General features: G+C 67.4%; 18 protein-coding genes. 6 read left to right on the top strand and 12 right to left on the bottom strand.

Annotated features, from left to right (window positions below; genetic code table 11):
- Positions 1-193 precede the first annotated feature (193 nt).
- A complete protein-coding gene (locus DJ69_RS11485; RefSeq protein WP_099255733.1) occupies positions 194-781 on the bottom strand; it encodes a 2'-5' RNA ligase family protein in 588 nt (195 codons plus the stop codon).
- Between the two features lie 3 nt (positions 782-784).
- On the bottom strand, positions 785-988 hold the full coding sequence (locus DJ69_RS11480; protein WP_099255732.1) for a DUF7554 family protein: 204 nt from the start codon (positions 986-988) through the stop codon (positions 785-787).
- A gap of 98 nt (positions 989-1,086) precedes the next feature.
- On the opposite strand from DJ69_RS11480, the gene serB reads away from it, so the two are divergent.
- The 3 genes from serB to DJ69_RS11465 all read left to right on the top strand — a co-directional run bounded on the left by serB (position 1,087) and on the right by DJ69_RS11465 (position 3,795).
- On the top strand, positions 1,087-1,731 hold the full coding sequence (gene serB, locus DJ69_RS11475; RefSeq protein WP_099255731.1) for a phosphoserine phosphatase SerB: 645 nt from the start codon (positions 1,087-1,089) through the stop codon (positions 1,729-1,731).
- A gap of 185 nt (positions 1,732-1,916) precedes the next feature.
- Positions 1,917-2,735 carry a lycopene cyclase domain-containing protein gene (locus DJ69_RS11470; RefSeq protein WP_099255730.1) on the top strand — a complete coding sequence of 273 codons (819 nt, stop codon included), beginning with the start codon at positions 1,917-1,919 and terminating at the stop codon, positions 2,733-2,735.
- Positions 2,728-3,795 (top strand): Brp/Blh family beta-carotene 15,15'-dioxygenase, encoded by a 1,068-nt coding sequence (locus DJ69_RS11465; RefSeq protein ID WP_099255729.1) that lies wholly within the window; start codon positions 2,728-2,730, stop codon positions 3,793-3,795. The genes DJ69_RS11470 and DJ69_RS11465 overlap by 8 nt, the downstream gene beginning before the upstream one ends.
- Before the next feature lie 42 nt (positions 3,796-3,837).
- Here the strand turns inward: DJ69_RS11465 and DJ69_RS11460 are convergent, their stop codons facing one another.
- Positions 3,838-4,725, bottom strand: coding sequence for a YkgJ family cysteine cluster protein (locus tag DJ69_RS11460; RefSeq protein ID WP_099255728.1), 888 nt, complete (start codon positions 4,723-4,725; stop codon positions 3,838-3,840).
- A 122-nt stretch (positions 4,726-4,847) separates the two neighbouring features.
- Positions 4,848-5,525 (bottom strand): class I SAM-dependent methyltransferase, encoded by a 678-nt coding sequence (locus DJ69_RS11455; RefSeq protein WP_099255727.1) that lies wholly within the window; start codon positions 5,523-5,525, stop codon positions 4,848-4,850.
- A gap of 67 nt (positions 5,526-5,592) precedes the next feature.
- Between DJ69_RS11455 and DJ69_RS11450 the strand changes: the two genes are divergently transcribed.
- Positions 5,593-6,036, top strand: coding sequence for a DUF2391 domain-containing protein (locus DJ69_RS11450; protein WP_099255726.1), 444 nt, complete (start codon positions 5,593-5,595; stop codon positions 6,034-6,036).
- A 34-nt stretch (positions 6,037-6,070) separates the two neighbouring features.
- Here DJ69_RS11450 and DJ69_RS11445 read toward each other — a convergent pair whose 3' ends face one another.
- Both DJ69_RS11445 and DJ69_RS11440 read right to left on the bottom strand, forming a co-directional pair.
- Positions 6,071-6,586 carry a magnesium transporter gene (locus DJ69_RS11445; protein ID WP_099255734.1) on the bottom strand — a complete coding sequence of 172 codons (516 nt, stop codon included), beginning with the start codon at positions 6,584-6,586 and terminating at the stop codon, positions 6,071-6,073.
- Positions 6,587-6,707: 121 nt separating this feature from the next.
- A complete protein-coding gene (locus tag DJ69_RS11440; protein ID WP_099255725.1) occupies positions 6,708-7,280 on the bottom strand; it encodes a magnesium transporter in 573 nt (190 codons plus the stop codon).
- A gap of 138 nt (positions 7,281-7,418) precedes the next feature.
- Between DJ69_RS11440 and DJ69_RS11435 the strand changes: the two genes are divergently transcribed.
- The gene (locus DJ69_RS11435; RefSeq protein ID WP_099255724.1) at positions 7,419-8,000 is read left to right on the top strand and encodes a DUF7090 family protein; all 582 of its coding nucleotides are present in this window, start codon (positions 7,419-7,421) and stop codon (positions 7,998-8,000) included.
- Positions 8,001-8,059: 59 nt separating this feature from the next.
- On the opposite strand, the gene DJ69_RS11430 is transcribed toward DJ69_RS11435, so the two are convergent.
- Positions 8,060-8,929: a DUF7089 family protein gene (locus DJ69_RS11430; protein ID WP_099255723.1), complete on the bottom strand. Its 870-nt coding sequence runs from the start codon at positions 8,927-8,929 to the stop codon at positions 8,060-8,062.
- Complete coding sequence (locus DJ69_RS19275; protein ID WP_444682846.1) at positions 8,929-9,018, bottom strand: hypothetical protein; 90 nt, start codon at positions 9,016-9,018, stop codon at positions 8,929-8,931. Before DJ69_RS19275 ends, DJ69_RS11430 begins: the two co-directional genes overlap by 1 nt.
- Positions 9,019-9,219: 201 nt before the next feature.
- On the opposite strand from DJ69_RS19275, the gene DJ69_RS11425 reads away from it, so the two are divergent.
- Positions 9,220-9,687 carry a hypothetical protein gene (locus tag DJ69_RS11425; RefSeq protein ID WP_099255722.1) on the top strand — a complete coding sequence of 156 codons (468 nt, stop codon included), beginning with the start codon at positions 9,220-9,222 and terminating at the stop codon, positions 9,685-9,687.
- Between the two features lie 67 nt (positions 9,688-9,754).
- Here the strand turns inward: DJ69_RS11425 and DJ69_RS11420 are convergent, their stop codons facing one another.
- From DJ69_RS11420 to DJ69_RS11405, 4 genes are all read right to left on the bottom strand, one after another.
- Positions 9,755-10,936, bottom strand: coding sequence for an aspartate kinase (locus tag DJ69_RS11420; RefSeq protein WP_099255721.1), 1,182 nt, complete (start codon positions 10,934-10,936; stop codon positions 9,755-9,757).
- Between the two features lie 459 nt (positions 10,937-11,395).
- Positions 11,396-12,067: an OapC/ArvC family zinc-ribbon domain-containing protein gene (locus DJ69_RS11415; protein WP_099255720.1), complete on the bottom strand. Its 672-nt coding sequence runs from the start codon at positions 12,065-12,067 to the stop codon at positions 11,396-11,398.
- The gene (locus DJ69_RS11410; RefSeq protein ID WP_099255719.1) at positions 12,068-12,481 is read right to left on the bottom strand and encodes a DUF2073 domain-containing protein; all 414 of its coding nucleotides are present in this window, start codon (positions 12,479-12,481) and stop codon (positions 12,068-12,070) included.
- Positions 12,481-13,122: an Era-like GTP-binding protein gene (locus DJ69_RS11405; protein WP_099255718.1), complete on the bottom strand. Its 642-nt coding sequence runs from the start codon at positions 13,120-13,122 to the stop codon at positions 12,481-12,483. Before DJ69_RS11405 ends, DJ69_RS11410 begins: the two co-directional genes overlap by 1 nt.
- Positions 13,123-13,877 lie beyond the last annotated feature (755 nt).

The raw sequence follows: 13,877 nt of genomic DNA, 5'->3' as shown, positions 1-13,877 counted from the left end.
GGGGAGAGCATCGCAATCCCTCGGTGTACGGTCAGGAGTACCGCAAACACCTCGATGAGGACTGCTTTCTGGAGGGACATCCATCCGGATTCAGCGCTTGTTTTAAGTAAATCTCACGGTAGATAAGTTCCCTGTACTGACCACAGGCAGTTAGAATGTGTCACTTCCGAAGGGTTTCAACAGAGACGGCGGTTTATAAGTCGATAGTCGCGGCGACCTCGCGAAACTCGGGATCGTACAGGTCGAGCGCGTGGACGCGCCAGCGGATCGGTTCGAACTCGGCGGCGACGAGGTCGGCGACGACACCCGACTGCGGATTGCCACCGCGAGCCACGGTAACGTGTGTCTCGTAGTCGTCGCCCTCGATCCCCTCGACCGCGCCGTAGGCGGCGCAGAGGCGGCGGTGGATCCGAACGAGCGCGTCGCTCTCGACGGCCAGATAGATCACCGGACCGGACCCCGACGCGGGCGCGTCGAAGACGCCGATCCCGGTCACGGCGACGGGGAAGGGATCGGTGCCCGCGAGGAGCGGGGCGAGATCTGCTCGCAGGGCGTCGAGGGCGTCTGGTCTGGGCGGAGAGGGGTTGCGGCTGGTGGGATCGGCCGAGGCGGCGGTCGAGGCGTCGGCGTTCGCGACGCGGTCGGGTACGTCATCGACGCCGAACCGCTTGCAGACGAGCGTGTGCCGCTCGCGCACCCGATCGAACCCCGAGAGTTTCGACTGGAGATCCGTCGTGATTCGGTCGATCGCGGGCGGGAGCGGAACGTTCAGGCTGAACACGCCTCAGATCCGATCGGTGAGCCGTAAGGCGATCAGCACGACGATCGCGATCGCGAGGAGCGTCGGGATGGCGTCCAACAGCGCGAACGTCAGATCGAGTACCGTGTCAACGATCTCCAAGAGAAGCCACGCGATCGCGAGCACGAGGATCACCTTCAGGAGATCGTCGACATCGACGTCGCCGCGGGCCACGTCTGGTCGGTCCATACCGGAGGCGACGACCGGGAGCGGGAAAAAGACCACCGAGGACGCGCCATCGTTGCGCGATCGCGTGCTTAAAAACGGCTCCGCGCCGAACGAGGGGTATGAGCCTCATCGCGTTCGACTTCGACGGCACGCTCTCTGACTCCGAGATGACGGTCCTCCTCGCGCGGCGCGCGGGCGCCGCCGACGAGGTGGCCGAGATCACGGAGCGGGCGATGAACGACGAACTCAGCTACGCAGAGAGCCTCTATCAGCGCGCGGAACTGCTCAGCGGGCTCGACGAAGAGCTGGTCGACGCCGCGTTCGACGAGGTCGCGCTCCGCCCGGGCGCCGGGGCGCTCATCGAGCGGCTGCAGGCCGAGGGGCACCACGTCGCCGTGCTCACGGGCGGGTTCGAGCGGGGGGTCGAGCGCGCGCTCGCGAAACAGGGCGTCGAGGCCGACACGATCGTCGCGAACCGCCTCCCGATGGAGGGCGGGAAGCTCACCGGGGCGGCCGAGGGGCCGCTCATCGAGGGGACGAAAGACGATGCGCTCGCGGCGCTGGCCGACGAGCTCGGGGTGCCGATGGCCGAGACGGTCGCAGTCGGCGACGGCGCGAACGACCTCCCGATGCTGGAGGTCGCGGGGGTCGCGATCGGGTTCGTCCCCAAGGACGCAGTCAGACCGGTGTGCGACGCCGTCGTCGCCTCGATGTTCCGGCTCGGGAAGGTGTTCGAGGGGTACGACGTGCTCCCCGCAGAGTAGGCGACGGACAGCTGGACACCGGGCCGAGCCGTGTCGGAGCCGGGCGAGACGATCGGGAGCCGGTCGACGTGGATGGTCGACGCTGTGATCGGTCGCCGTGGATCCGGTCGCGATAATTTGGCCGGTCCCTTCATGCCGTCAGAGTCGAATCCACCGGGTATGGCCGTCTTCGATCGGGTGGGTCGATGATCCCCACGCCGACGTACCTGCAGTTCCATCTTGTCTTCAGTCTCCCGGTGCTGGCGGCGCTGTGGCACCTCGCGCCGCGGTACGACGAGCGGCGTCGACAACGCGCGGCCGCGGGGATCGCGATCCTCGTCGCGATCGCGTACGCGTACACCACCCCGTGGATCGCGTACATGATCCGGCGGGGCGCGTGGTCGTACGCCGACGGCGCGGTGGTCGTCCGTGCCCTGTCGATCCCGCTCGGCGAGTACCTCTACTTCGCGATCCAGACGCTCGTCGTCGCGTTCGCGCTCCACCGCCTCGGGTTCGACCCGACGTTCCGGGAGGGCGACTTCGCCTACGCCCCGCGGATCGCGGGGGTCGCGGTCGGGGTCGCGATGGTGCCGGTCGGGCTCTGGCTCTGCTTCCGCGACCCGTCGCTCCTCTACCTCGGCGGCCTGATCGCGTGGGTCGGCCCGGTGCTCGCGCTCCAGTGGGCGGTCGGTGGAGGGTATCTCGCCCGCACGCCACGAACGTGGCTCACCGCGACCCTGCTGCCGGCGGCGTACTTCTGGGTCGTCGACCGGATCGCGATCGAGATGGGTACCTGGCGCATCGCGCCGGAGTTCACCACCGGCGTCGCCGTCCTCGGCCTCCCGATCGAGGAGATGGCCTTCTTCGTTTCGGCCGGCGTGATGGCCGTCAACGGCCTCGTGCTGTTCGAGTGGGTCGCCGACTGGAACGACCGCCGGAGCGTGATACCGGCGTCGGTTGAGAAGCCGACCGGCCCGGCCCCGAGCGATCCGACGGCCCCCGATCCGGACGCGACCGATGACTGAGGACCACGCCGCCGACGACCGGGCGAGAGCCGAGTCGCGAGCGGACCGGCTCTTCGCGCTGTACCCGGCGGCGGCGCTCGCCGCGCTGGTGCCGATCGGCGCCGTGACCCCCCTGTTTCCGGTCGAGCTCGGCGTCGCGACGTTCGCGCTCGGGACGCTCGCGGTCGGGATGGCCCACGGGGCGGTCGACCACCTCGTGCCGCTGCGGGCGGCGCCGGGAGTGTCGCTCCGACGGTCGATCGCGGTCGTCTCGGTCGCCTACGCGGTCCTCGGCGGGGCGGTCGTCGCCGCGTTCTTCGTCGCCCCGGTCGCCGCGTTCGCCGGGTTCGTCGCGCTCACGTGGCTCCACTGGGGGCAGGGGGACGTGGCCGCGCTCGCCGTCGCGGGGGTCGAACACCTCCCCACGTCGGCCGAGCGCTGGCTGGCGCTCGTCGTCCGCGGGGGGCTCCCGATGGGCGTGCCCCTCCTCTCCCACCCGGACGAGTACCGGCTCGTCGCGGAGTGGGTCGTGGGGCTGTTCCTCGTCGAACCGGGCGCGGCGGCCGCCGCGGTCGAGCCCCTCCTCGTTCCGGCGGCGCGGCTGGCGGTCGGCGGCGTCGTGCTCGCGGCGACGCTCTCGTCGGTCGGGCTGGGGTACGCCCGGGTCCGCGGGGGCGCTTCGCGACGCGGGTGGCTCCGAGACGTCGGCGAGGTCGCGGTGTTGTGGGCGTGGTTCCTGCTCGCGGCCCCGGTGTTCGCGATCGGGGTGTACTTCGCGCTGTGGCACGCGCTCCGGCACATCGGGCGGCTCGTCCTCGTCGATCCGGAGGCGGCGACCGCGCTCGAGGGAGGCGACGGTCGGCGGTCCCTCGCGCGGTTCGCTCGGGACGCGGCCCCGCTCACGCTCGGCGGGTTCGCCGCGCTCGTCGGGGTGGGGTTGGCGGTCCCCGCCGGCGTCGCCGCGCCGGGCGATCTGCTCGCGGCGTCGCTCGTCGGGATCGCGGCGCTGACGCTCCCGCACGTCGTCGTCACCGCGTGGCTCGACCGGCAACAGGGGGTCTGGCGGCCGGGCGCGGCGTGAGCGGAGAGGGGTAAGCAGGGTGGACGCGAGAGGGGTGCGGCGTCAGCTCCACCCCGACGTTCCGGGCGCGCCCGCGTCGTCCTCGAGCTCGCGGACGAGCCGCTCGCGTTCGTCCGGGTCGAGCCCGACGGGGTCGCCGTCGCCCGCGGCCTGCTCGGTCCACGCGCGGATCGCTCGGCCCGCCCACGAGTCGGCGTCGCGGGCGCGAGTTCGGGCCTCCGCCATCCGGTCGCGACTGACGGCCAACGAGCCGGGGCTGGAGCCGACCGCGGCCCCGACGAACCGGGCGCGGTCGGCGGCCGTGAGCCGGTCCGCCCGGAGCCGGTCGATCACGCCGTCGAGCGCGCCGGGGTCGGGGTACGCGAAGACGGTTGCGCCGGCAGCGCGGGGGCCGAACGGGAGCGGCGGGGTGTCGTCGGGGACCGCGTCGTCGAAGAGGCGGTCGCCGCCGCCGGCGCCCTCGACCCGCTCGCACTCGGTCTCGGCGTCGAGTTCGAGGTTGTGGGCGGGGTACGTCGCGCAGGTCCGCGGGTAGCGCTCTCCGCCGTGGATCCGACACTGGAGCGTGGTCGGGTCGAGGAAGACGCAGGCGTCGAGCCAGCGGTGCTCGTCGGTCCCGATCGGCGCGACCGGTTTGGGGGGTTTCCGCAGCCCGACCGCGAACACGGGACGGTCGCCGGCGGACGCGACGTCGACGCCGTCGATCCGGACCGCGTCGTCGCCCTCGGCGGGCTCGAACAGGCGGGGGACCAACGCGTCGCCGAGGCCGTCGTCGAGGAACCCGGCGATCTCGTCGCGGGTGAGCGGCACGAGGTCGTAGGCGTCGTCGAGCGGCGGACGGCTCCCCGTCCGATCGGAGCCGGCCGCGTCGGGCGCGAGCGGTCGCCAGTCGACGCAGCAGCCGGCGCACCCCTCGCAGCGGAGTTCCATCGTGATCGTGTGTGCGAACGGCTCGCACGCTTAAAAGGGATCGCCGGATGCGGAGGGAATCAGACGGAACGGAGAGCGGTGTGAAACCAGACGAAACGGAGAGCGGATCGGAATCAGGCGATTCAGGGAGCGACGCCGACGGTCAGAAGCGTCCCCCACGTCCGGTATCGGTCCACCATCGCCTCGCGGGAGTCCCAGTCGTCGGTGGGGAACGCCGCGGCGTCAGGGATCTCGATCTCGCGGTCGGGGATCGCGTCCTGCTCGGCGACGTGCAGGCCAGCCTCCCGGAACGCGTCGCGGTACTCCCCGCGGCTCCACAGCGTCATGTCGACCGCGATGTTGTCCTGCCACGCGTGGGTCTGCTCGCTCTCCGCGAAGTAGTTGACCGCGCAGTAGAAGGTGCCGCCGGGCTTCAGCACGCGCCGGATCTCGCGGAGGGTGTTGTGCGGATCGGCAGCGTAGTAGAACGCCTCCATCGAGAAGACGTGGTCGAGCGAGTCGTCGGCGAAGGGGAGCGCGTCGAAGTCGCCGACGAGGAAGCCGACCGCGTCGTCGTCGGTGTAGCTCCGTGCGTTGCGCGCCATCTCCGGCGCGCCGTCGAGGCCGTACGCCCGCCCGATCCCCCGCTCGCGGAGTGCCCGGAGCGCGTATCCCGAGCCGGTCCCCAGATCGAGGACGGCGTCGCCGTCCTCGACGGGCATCCGCGCGAGGACGTGCTTGGCGGTGTGCCAGTGTCGGTCCTCCATGCCGCGGTCTTTCCCCGCCGCCGCCCACTCGTCGAACTCCTCGCGAACGCTCATACGCTGGCGAACGGGCGGGGATGTGAAAAGCGTCGCCGTTTTATCACCCGGTACCGCTTGAGGGAGTATGAAACGGCCGCGGAGCCTCCGTCGACCGAAGTTCCGGATCGCGGACTCCGCACAGCAGGCGGTCGGCGGGTTTCTGCTCGCGGGGCCGTTCGTCGTCACCGCGGAGGTGTGGGAGCTGGCCGCGGGGATGAGTTGGCTGCAGGCGGCGCTGACCGCCGCCGTCGTCGGGCTGATCGGTTACGCGGCGCTCTATCGGGCCGACACCGACCGCGACCCGGACGACGAGCGGGAAGTCGCCGGGATCCCCGTTCGGTTCGTCTCGCTGATGATCGTCGCGTTCGGCTCCGTCGGAGTCCTCGCGCTGCTATTCGACGCGCCCGCGACCTTCCTCGTCGATCAGGGCGTGGTCGGCGTCGAGCTCTGGGCGACGACGTCCAAGGCGATCACGGTCGGAGCGGTGTTCAGCGTGGTCGGCGCCGCGACCGCCGACAGCGTGTTCTGAGGCGGGGCGAGGCCGGCGTTGATGCACTCGGCGGTCAGACGACCAGCGAGACGACCGCGAAGAGGATGAGCACGCCGGCGACGTCACAGAGGTTGGTGACGACGGGGATCGTCGTGTCGTCGGGATTGAGGCCGACGCGGTACGAGATCTCGACCGCGGCGACGCTCGCGACGACGACGAGAACGGCGAGGAGCATCCCCGAGACGAGCGAGACCAGCAGCACGCGCCCGAGGCCGAGGGTCCCGCCGAGCGCGACGCCGATCCCCCACGCGGCGACGCCGACCACACCGAAGACGGTGCCCGCGAGCGCGAACACGGCGCCGACGTTGGCACGGAGGTCCGGGTTCGACGGGTGGAGCTCGTACGTCCCGAGGTAGAGTTGGGTGGTGAGCCGCGAGCAGGTGATCGACGCGAGGTTGCCCGCGGTCCCGATCTGGACCGGGACCAACACGAGGAGCGCGGGGTTCCGCACGAGCGTCTCCTCGTACGTTTCGAGGATCGTGCCCGAGGCGAGCTGGAGCACCGACAGCGCCGCCAGCAGCGGGATCATCGTCCTGACGATCCGGCGGATCGACCACTCGTCGGCGTACGTGCGGTCGGAGCCCGCACCGGTGTCGTCCGAACTCACGGTGCCACCTCCACGGCGTTCAGACGATAGCCACCCGCGACGCTCATACGACGGCCCCCACGACGTAGATCCCGACGAGGAGGAAGAAGATCCCGAACACGTCGCCGAGGGTGGTGACCACCGGGCCGATCACGTTGTCGGGGTCGAGCCCGCGCCGGTAGCCGACGAAGATGACGGCGATGAGCGCCGAGATCATGAGCACCGCGGAGAGGAATCCGGCGACGACCATGATCCCGACCAGTTCGAGGAGGTTCCCGGCGTTCCCGAAGAGCCGCAGCCAGAGGAACGTGATCACCGCGATGAACACGGAGACGGTCATCCCGTTGATGAACGAGGCGATGATCGCGTTGGTGAGCCGGCGGTCCAGCCGGAAGCGCGGCTCGATGAGCCCCTGGTGGAGCCCGGTCGAGAGCCGCGCACCGAGCGAGCCGTAGACCCCGCCACGGGTGGCGAGGAACGCCGGGAGCAACAGGAGGAGCCCGGGGACCTCCGAGATGCCGGCCCGCATCGTCTCCGATCCGAGGATCGTCCCGGAGAACAACCCCGCGACGAGGCTGACGAGGATCACCGGGAGCGCCTGCCGGTAGACGTCGCGGGCGGTGTCGTGACCGGGCATCGAGAGTGTACACGACGCCGACGGTGAAAAAACCGGACGGGAACGGGTGGACGGGAAAGCGAGCGACGAGGAGCGTCGTCGGGGACACCGACCATCGTGGCCCGCATCGTTAAGTCGGTCGGGGGGGTTTCAGATCCCATGGACTACTCGCTCGCCATCGAGAACGGGCCGGAAACGATCCCCGGTGGAACCGGGCTTCTGCTCGTTCACCCGAGCATCGGCGAGACGGACCGGATCGACACCGATTTTCTGAAAACTGACACGGACGCCTTCCTCGTCGTCTCCACGCGGACGACCGCGCGCGAAGTCGAGCAGAAGTTGGAGTACTACGACGTCGACGAGACGAAAGCGACCATCCTCGACACGCTCTCCGTCGAGCGCGGGTACTCCCGGCGCACCTCCGACGACGTGTACTACGTCTCCGCGCCGGACGACCTCGACGGCGTCGTCGACCGGGTAGAGCGGTTCCTCACCGAGCACGAGGGGAAGCGTCGCGTCTCCGTGGACTCGCTTACCGAAATGGCGTACTACGCCGACGACGACGCGGTGTACGAGGCCGCCGCGGACATCCTCGAGCTCCTCGATCAACACGACGCTGTCGGCATCTTCCACCTCTCGGAGGAGGTCCACGAGGTCGCGACGCTGGACCGGTTCCGGGAGCTGTTCGAGGGGGTCATCGAACTCGACAGCGAGGGGAACGTGACCGCCGACGTGAACTGACGCCGAGGGGCGATTTTAAACGGAACAGATCGTTTCGTCGAGACGGTCGGTCGCCTCCGCTACTCCGCGGCCTCGACCATCGACGCCACCGTCTTCTCCGCCCACGCCACCGCGTAGGGGGCGCCGCGGTCCCGGTACGCCGCGGTGTCGAGCGCCGCGAACGGCGCGGGCAGATCGAGGCCGTGGCGGACCGCCGAACAGGCGTACTCGGTCGCGCTCGCGAACTCCGTCTCCCCCCGAGCGACCTCGCCCGCGAGCTCGCCGAGGCGCCCTTCGAGGCTGTCGCCGGCGTCGATCCACGCGTCGAACAGCCGTGGGTGGGTCCCCTCCCACGACGCGAAGGTGTCGCGGGTGTACAGCCCGACCCACGCGTCGAACAGCGCGGTCGCGATCTGAAAGACGTCGCTCGGGCCCAACCCGGTCGTCGAAGCGCCCGTATCCGGGTCCGGGCGTCGGATCGCGGCGTCGAGGTCGGAGTAGCGCTCGCCGAAGAACGGGAGGAAGCTCTCGGGGAGAGTAGCGTCCGGCACCGCCTCGGGCAGCGATCCCGATGCCGGCTCGACGCCGATCTGGACCAGCCGGTCGGCGATCAGGAACGCGAGGAAGTCGTCCGGCGTCCCCTCGGCTCGGTGCTTGACGAGCACGGCCGGCGGGTCGGTTTGGGTCGTTCGAACGACGGTTCCGTCTCCCGGGAGCCCGACCGTGAACGTCGGGCCGGCGTACTTACGGAGCAGGTCGGGCGTCTCGTTCGGGAGCCAGTCGACCGGAAACGACGCGGGCGAGAGCCCGTCGACGAACAGCCCGAGGTCCTCCGCCGAGGCCGGGGGGAGCGTCTCGAAGTCCGCGCCGACGTCGAGCACCGGGGATCCCGGGGCGTGACTCCCGCGAACCGCGTCGAGGTCGTCGTCGAGCGGACGCGTCGAGAACATCAAGCCAAGACGTACGAGAGGATGATGAGGACCGAAAGGGCGGCCGAAACGCCGATCGTGCCGACGACGATCTGGGTGGATTTGCTCATGGGAGTCTCTGCGTCCGCCGCTCGTTTAAATGTATATTCTTCGGCGAGATCGTGGTCCAGATCGGTCGGTGAAACCGTGAGCCAGACGCGGTGGGAGGCGCCGAGTGGATGCCGTGTTGCTGACAGTGCGTCACTGACACCGCGTCACTGACACCGCGTCACCGACACCGGTTTTATACCTAAACGCCGGGTAACCGTAGTATGCGAATCCGTGACGCGCTTGAGTCGGACGCCGAAGCGCTGGCGACGGCGGCGGATCTGCCGCGAGGGGTCGTGAAGGACATGATCCACGATCGATCGGTTCGGGTCGCCATAGTGGGGAACGGAGAGGGCAATGACAGTGGCGATGAGAGGGACACAGATGGGGAAGGGGTGGCCGACGACACCGAGGATTCGACCGTTACCGGATTCGTCGCGTTCGACGCGCGGGGCGGGACCGTACACGTGACCGACTTCGACGGCGACGAGGAGGCGATTCGGCGGCTGTTCGAGGAGCCGCGTCGGTTCGCTCGGCGGGAAGAGATGGGAGTCGAAGCCGTCGTCCCCGACGACGAACGAACCGGAGAGATTCTCGAGGAGGCCGGGTTCGAGTCCGCCGGACCGGGGCCGCGGTTTGAGGGGCGGCTGACGACCCGATACGTGATCGATTCGGCCGATTTGGACCGATAAGCACAGCGAGTCGACGCAAAGAGCCAGATAGTCGATCCGACTCGCCGTCAGCCGAATCAGCTCTCCGTCAGTCGAACCGACCCTGAACGATTTCGAGTGCGTCCTCGCGGTCGTCCCAGTCGACGAACACCGCGACAGAGGTCGCGCTCGTGATCAGGTCGATGATGTTGATCCCGTCTTCGGCGAGGGGAGCGATTATCTCCTGTATGACGCCGGACTGATTGGGGAGTTCGCCGCCGGTCACGCGGATGGCCGCGATCGGGTCGGCGACGGTCACCGAAGAGAGCGTCTCGTCGTCGACGACCGTCTCGTGGAGCAGCGCCTCCGCCGTCTCGGCCACGTCGACGTCGACGTAGAAGGTGACCGAGTCCATCCCGGACGCGACCGCGTCGATGTTGATCGCCTCCTCGCGGAGCGCGTTCGCGAGCTGCGAGAGGATTCCCGAGCGGTTCCGGATCGCGCGGCCGGCGATGGTGAGACACGCGAGCGGCTCCTCGCGCATGTCGATCAGGCTCTCGAACTCGCCTTCGATCCGGGTCCCGCCCCTGAGCAGGTCACCGTGCTGGTAGTGGACGACCCTCACGGCGAGCTCCTCGTCCTTGTACGAGAGTGCCGACGGGGCGACGACCTCGGCGCCGCGGAACGAGAGGTTCCGGAGCTCGTCGACGGTGATCCGCCCGACGTTGCGCGCCCCTTCGACCACGCGCGGGTCGCCGGTCATGACCCCCTCCACGTCGGTGACGATCACGACCTCGTCGGCGTCCATGTAGTTGCCGAGCATGACCGCGGTGGTGTCGGACCCGCCGCGCCCGAGCGTGGTGACGTTCCCCTCGTGGTCCTCCGCCAGGAAACCGGTGATGATGGGGACGACGCCGTCCATCTCCGCGGCGATCTCCCGGGCGCGCTTCTTCGTTTCCTCGACGTCGACCTCGCCGAGCTCGTTCGTGATGACGGGCCAGTCCGGATGGCCGGGTTCGAGGAAGACGGCGTCGACATCGCGGACAGAGAGCGCGGCCTTCAGCATGCGGACGCTGGTGCGCTCGCCCATCGAGACGATCTCGGCGCGGTCTGCGTCGTCCGTCTCGAAAGTGATGTCGTCGAGGAGGTCGTCGGTCGTCGACCCCATCGCGCTCGCGACGACCGCGATCTCGTGGCCCGCCGCAACGGCGTTCGCGACCGAGTCCGCCGCGCGCTCGATCCGGTCGCCGCTTCCGAGGCTCGTCCCGCCGAATTTGGCGACTACGCGCATACGGCCACCTCGCTATCGGCCGATCGCTCGCTACCGGCCGGTTCAGCCGACCGAATTGACCGAGTCGATCGAATTGACCGAGTCGATCGAATTGACCGAGTCGATCGAATCGACCGAGTGGTCTGGTGTGACTGCCCCGTGAGAGAACGCGACCGAGACACTCCACTGAGAGTGTGATCGATAGACATGGGCGCCCGTAGCGGAGGAAGCCGCATAACTGTGTCTTCTTCGACAAGGGTCGCCAGACGATGATGATCGATCGCGAATCGGGGTGTTGATCGGAAAATTTCGATCGACTGATCGATGAACCGAGAGAAGGCAGGCAGGGTTGCTAACAAGCTCGGAGTGAACGCGAAACGAACGCGGAACGAATGGGGAACAAACGTGGAACAAATGCGGAACAGATGTGGAACGAGTTACGGGAGAGGAAGCGAGGACGAGCCGCTGGAGAGCTGAGCGCTACTCGTCGGAGATGCCCCACGCGTCCGGCATCTCGATGACGTATCGACCGTCTTCCTGGAGCGAGATGATGTACTCTTGGCGGTCGTACAGCTCCATCAGGTTGAGCTCGTACTTCCCGGGGCTCACGATCCGGATGCTCTCGAACTGCTCGTTGAGCTCGTCGCGCAAGTCGGCGATGTCGGGCCGTGGGCCCTCCGAATCGGCCGGCGCGTCCGGATCGGGGCCGGCGGAGGGCGAATCGGATTCGACATCCTGGCTCGCCCGATCGAGCTCATCGGGCGAGACGACATCCGAGCGCGCACTCGCCTGCGCCACGTCTTCGTGGGTTCGTTCGCGGACGTGCTCCGAGTCCGACTGGTTCGCGTCGGCGGCTGGGGATCGGCTGTCAGTGGCGGGGTGGCTGTCTGCGGGAGGTGATTGGCTGTCTGGGGTGGAGGACGGGCTGTCCGGGGTGGGTGATTGGTCGTCGGCGGAAGGTGACGACGCGTCCGGAGCGGACGGCTGGCGGTCGGCGCCCGATGGCTGATCGCCGGACGAGGACTGCTCGTCGGCCGTCTCGCTCGCCGGCTTGAACTGGAACTTGTTCCCGCCGCAGTCCGGGCACCCGGAGAGCATCTCCTTGGAGCCATCGGGGAACGTCCGACCGCAGGTGGTACACTGGTGTGGCATTTATTTGCGGGAGACGAGCGTGCTGATGAGGTTCTCGTCTTTGTGGAGGGTCTCGATCTGGTTGGCCGGCCCGATGACGGTGAGCTTCTGTGCCGACTTGCGGCCCATCAGTTTGTCGAGGAAGCTCTGATCGCCCGCCTCCGCCTTCGGGTACGTCTCTATCTCGATGCCGGTGAAGTCGTCGGGACTGATCTCGGTCATCGTCACCTCGATGAGCTTCGACTCCTCGTCCGGAGAGAGCCCCTCTTCGAGGATGACGATGTTCCCGTCACGGACCCCATCGAGGATGAGCCGGATTTTCTCCATTCCGGTGAGCCCGTCCATCCGAGCCCCGCTGATCATGTCGATCCGGACCCCGTCGTCGGAGTCGTCCGCGGGGGCGTCGTCGTCGACGTCTGGGGTTGGGCCCGGCATTATCCGAAGTACTCCGCGATCTTCGTGTACACTTCGTCCATGTTCTCACCCTCCAGCGCGGACAGCGGGATCGTCTCGTGTTGCGGGAAGGCGTTCGCGATCTGCTGGACGTCCGAGCCCGGGAGATCCGTCTTGTTCGCGAGGATGAGCGCGGGAAGGTCCTGTGACTCGATAATCCCGATGAGCATCGTGTTCACCTGCGTGAACGGATCGGTCGTGGAGTCGAGCACGTAGATGACGCCGTCGACGTCCTCGCGGAGCCAGTGCATCGCCTCCGCGACGCCCTCGGTCGCCTCGCGCGACCGGCGAACGGCGTCGTCTTTCTCCATGTCGTGGTCGAGGAACTCCTTGTAGTCGACCTTCGTCGTCACGCCCGGCGTGTCGACGATGTCGATGGTGACCTTGCGCCCGTTGCGCTCGATCTCCACGTTCTCTTTCCGGCGGGCCCGGCGGGTTTCGTGTGGAATATGGCTCTCCGGCCCGACGGCGTCACCCGTCCAGTCGCGTGCGATCCGATTCGCGAGGGTCGTCTTTCCGGCGTTCGGCGGTCCGTAGATCCCGATCCGCTTGGGTTCATCGGCCGCAAACAGCCCGTCAGTGACCCGTGATATGCTGTCTTTAAGATTCGTGAGCAGTCCCATCCTGACCTCCAGTCCTGTGTTCTCTCCCAGACACTCTGTGCGGTGTGGTAACGCCCGGTGCCGCGTATTTAGGGTGTGTTCGGGGAATTACGATAGAATCCACGCCCCTCTCACTTAAGAACTGCGTCAGACACAGCCGATTTGCCAATATTCGGGTCGTGTAGTTGGTGATACCCCCGATATCGCTTTGTTCGTTGCAAACTATTTATATGAATTATCAACTTTTTGCCTGCGAGAGGCTCACTGACAAGGGCCTCGTTACAGATACACAGTAGAAAGCGACCCGGAAGAAGCGCTGAAGGATCGCGTCTGAGGGTTGTGCATGGATTTCGTCTATATTTCTGTTAGATCTCTGCTAGATCTCTGCCGTATCCCTGCTGTATCCCTGCTGGATTCCTGCTGAATTCTTGCTGGATTCCTGCTGGTATCTGTACCGGGATCTGTGGAGCTCTGGTTTCTGCATCTTAGTTCGGTTCTTGCATGGGTCAAGCTAACTATTGTCGCGAACCGAGTTCTCATGTCGCATTTCGTTTTCTCCCCCTCCCCCACCCCTTCGTTTCGGGTGGAGACTGTTGACGGTGTGGGGTGTGGAAGTGGATCGGGGGTTGACGATTGCGTGTCGGGTTTCGTTCACCGCTTCAGAGATCTAAACACAACTAACTAAACAACAAAATAAAATAGAACGGTTTGTCGAGGGTACTGTTGAACAGATTTTGTAATAAAACCACCGGTACAATATACAACCCCCTCACCCC

Origin of the sequence: Halorubrum persicum (assembly GCF_002727125.1) — an archaeon.
Lineage (GTDB): Archaea > Halobacteriota > Halobacteria > Halobacteriales > Haloferacaceae > Halorubrum > Halorubrum persicum.
This window is presented reverse-complemented; position numbering and strand designations above follow the sequence as displayed.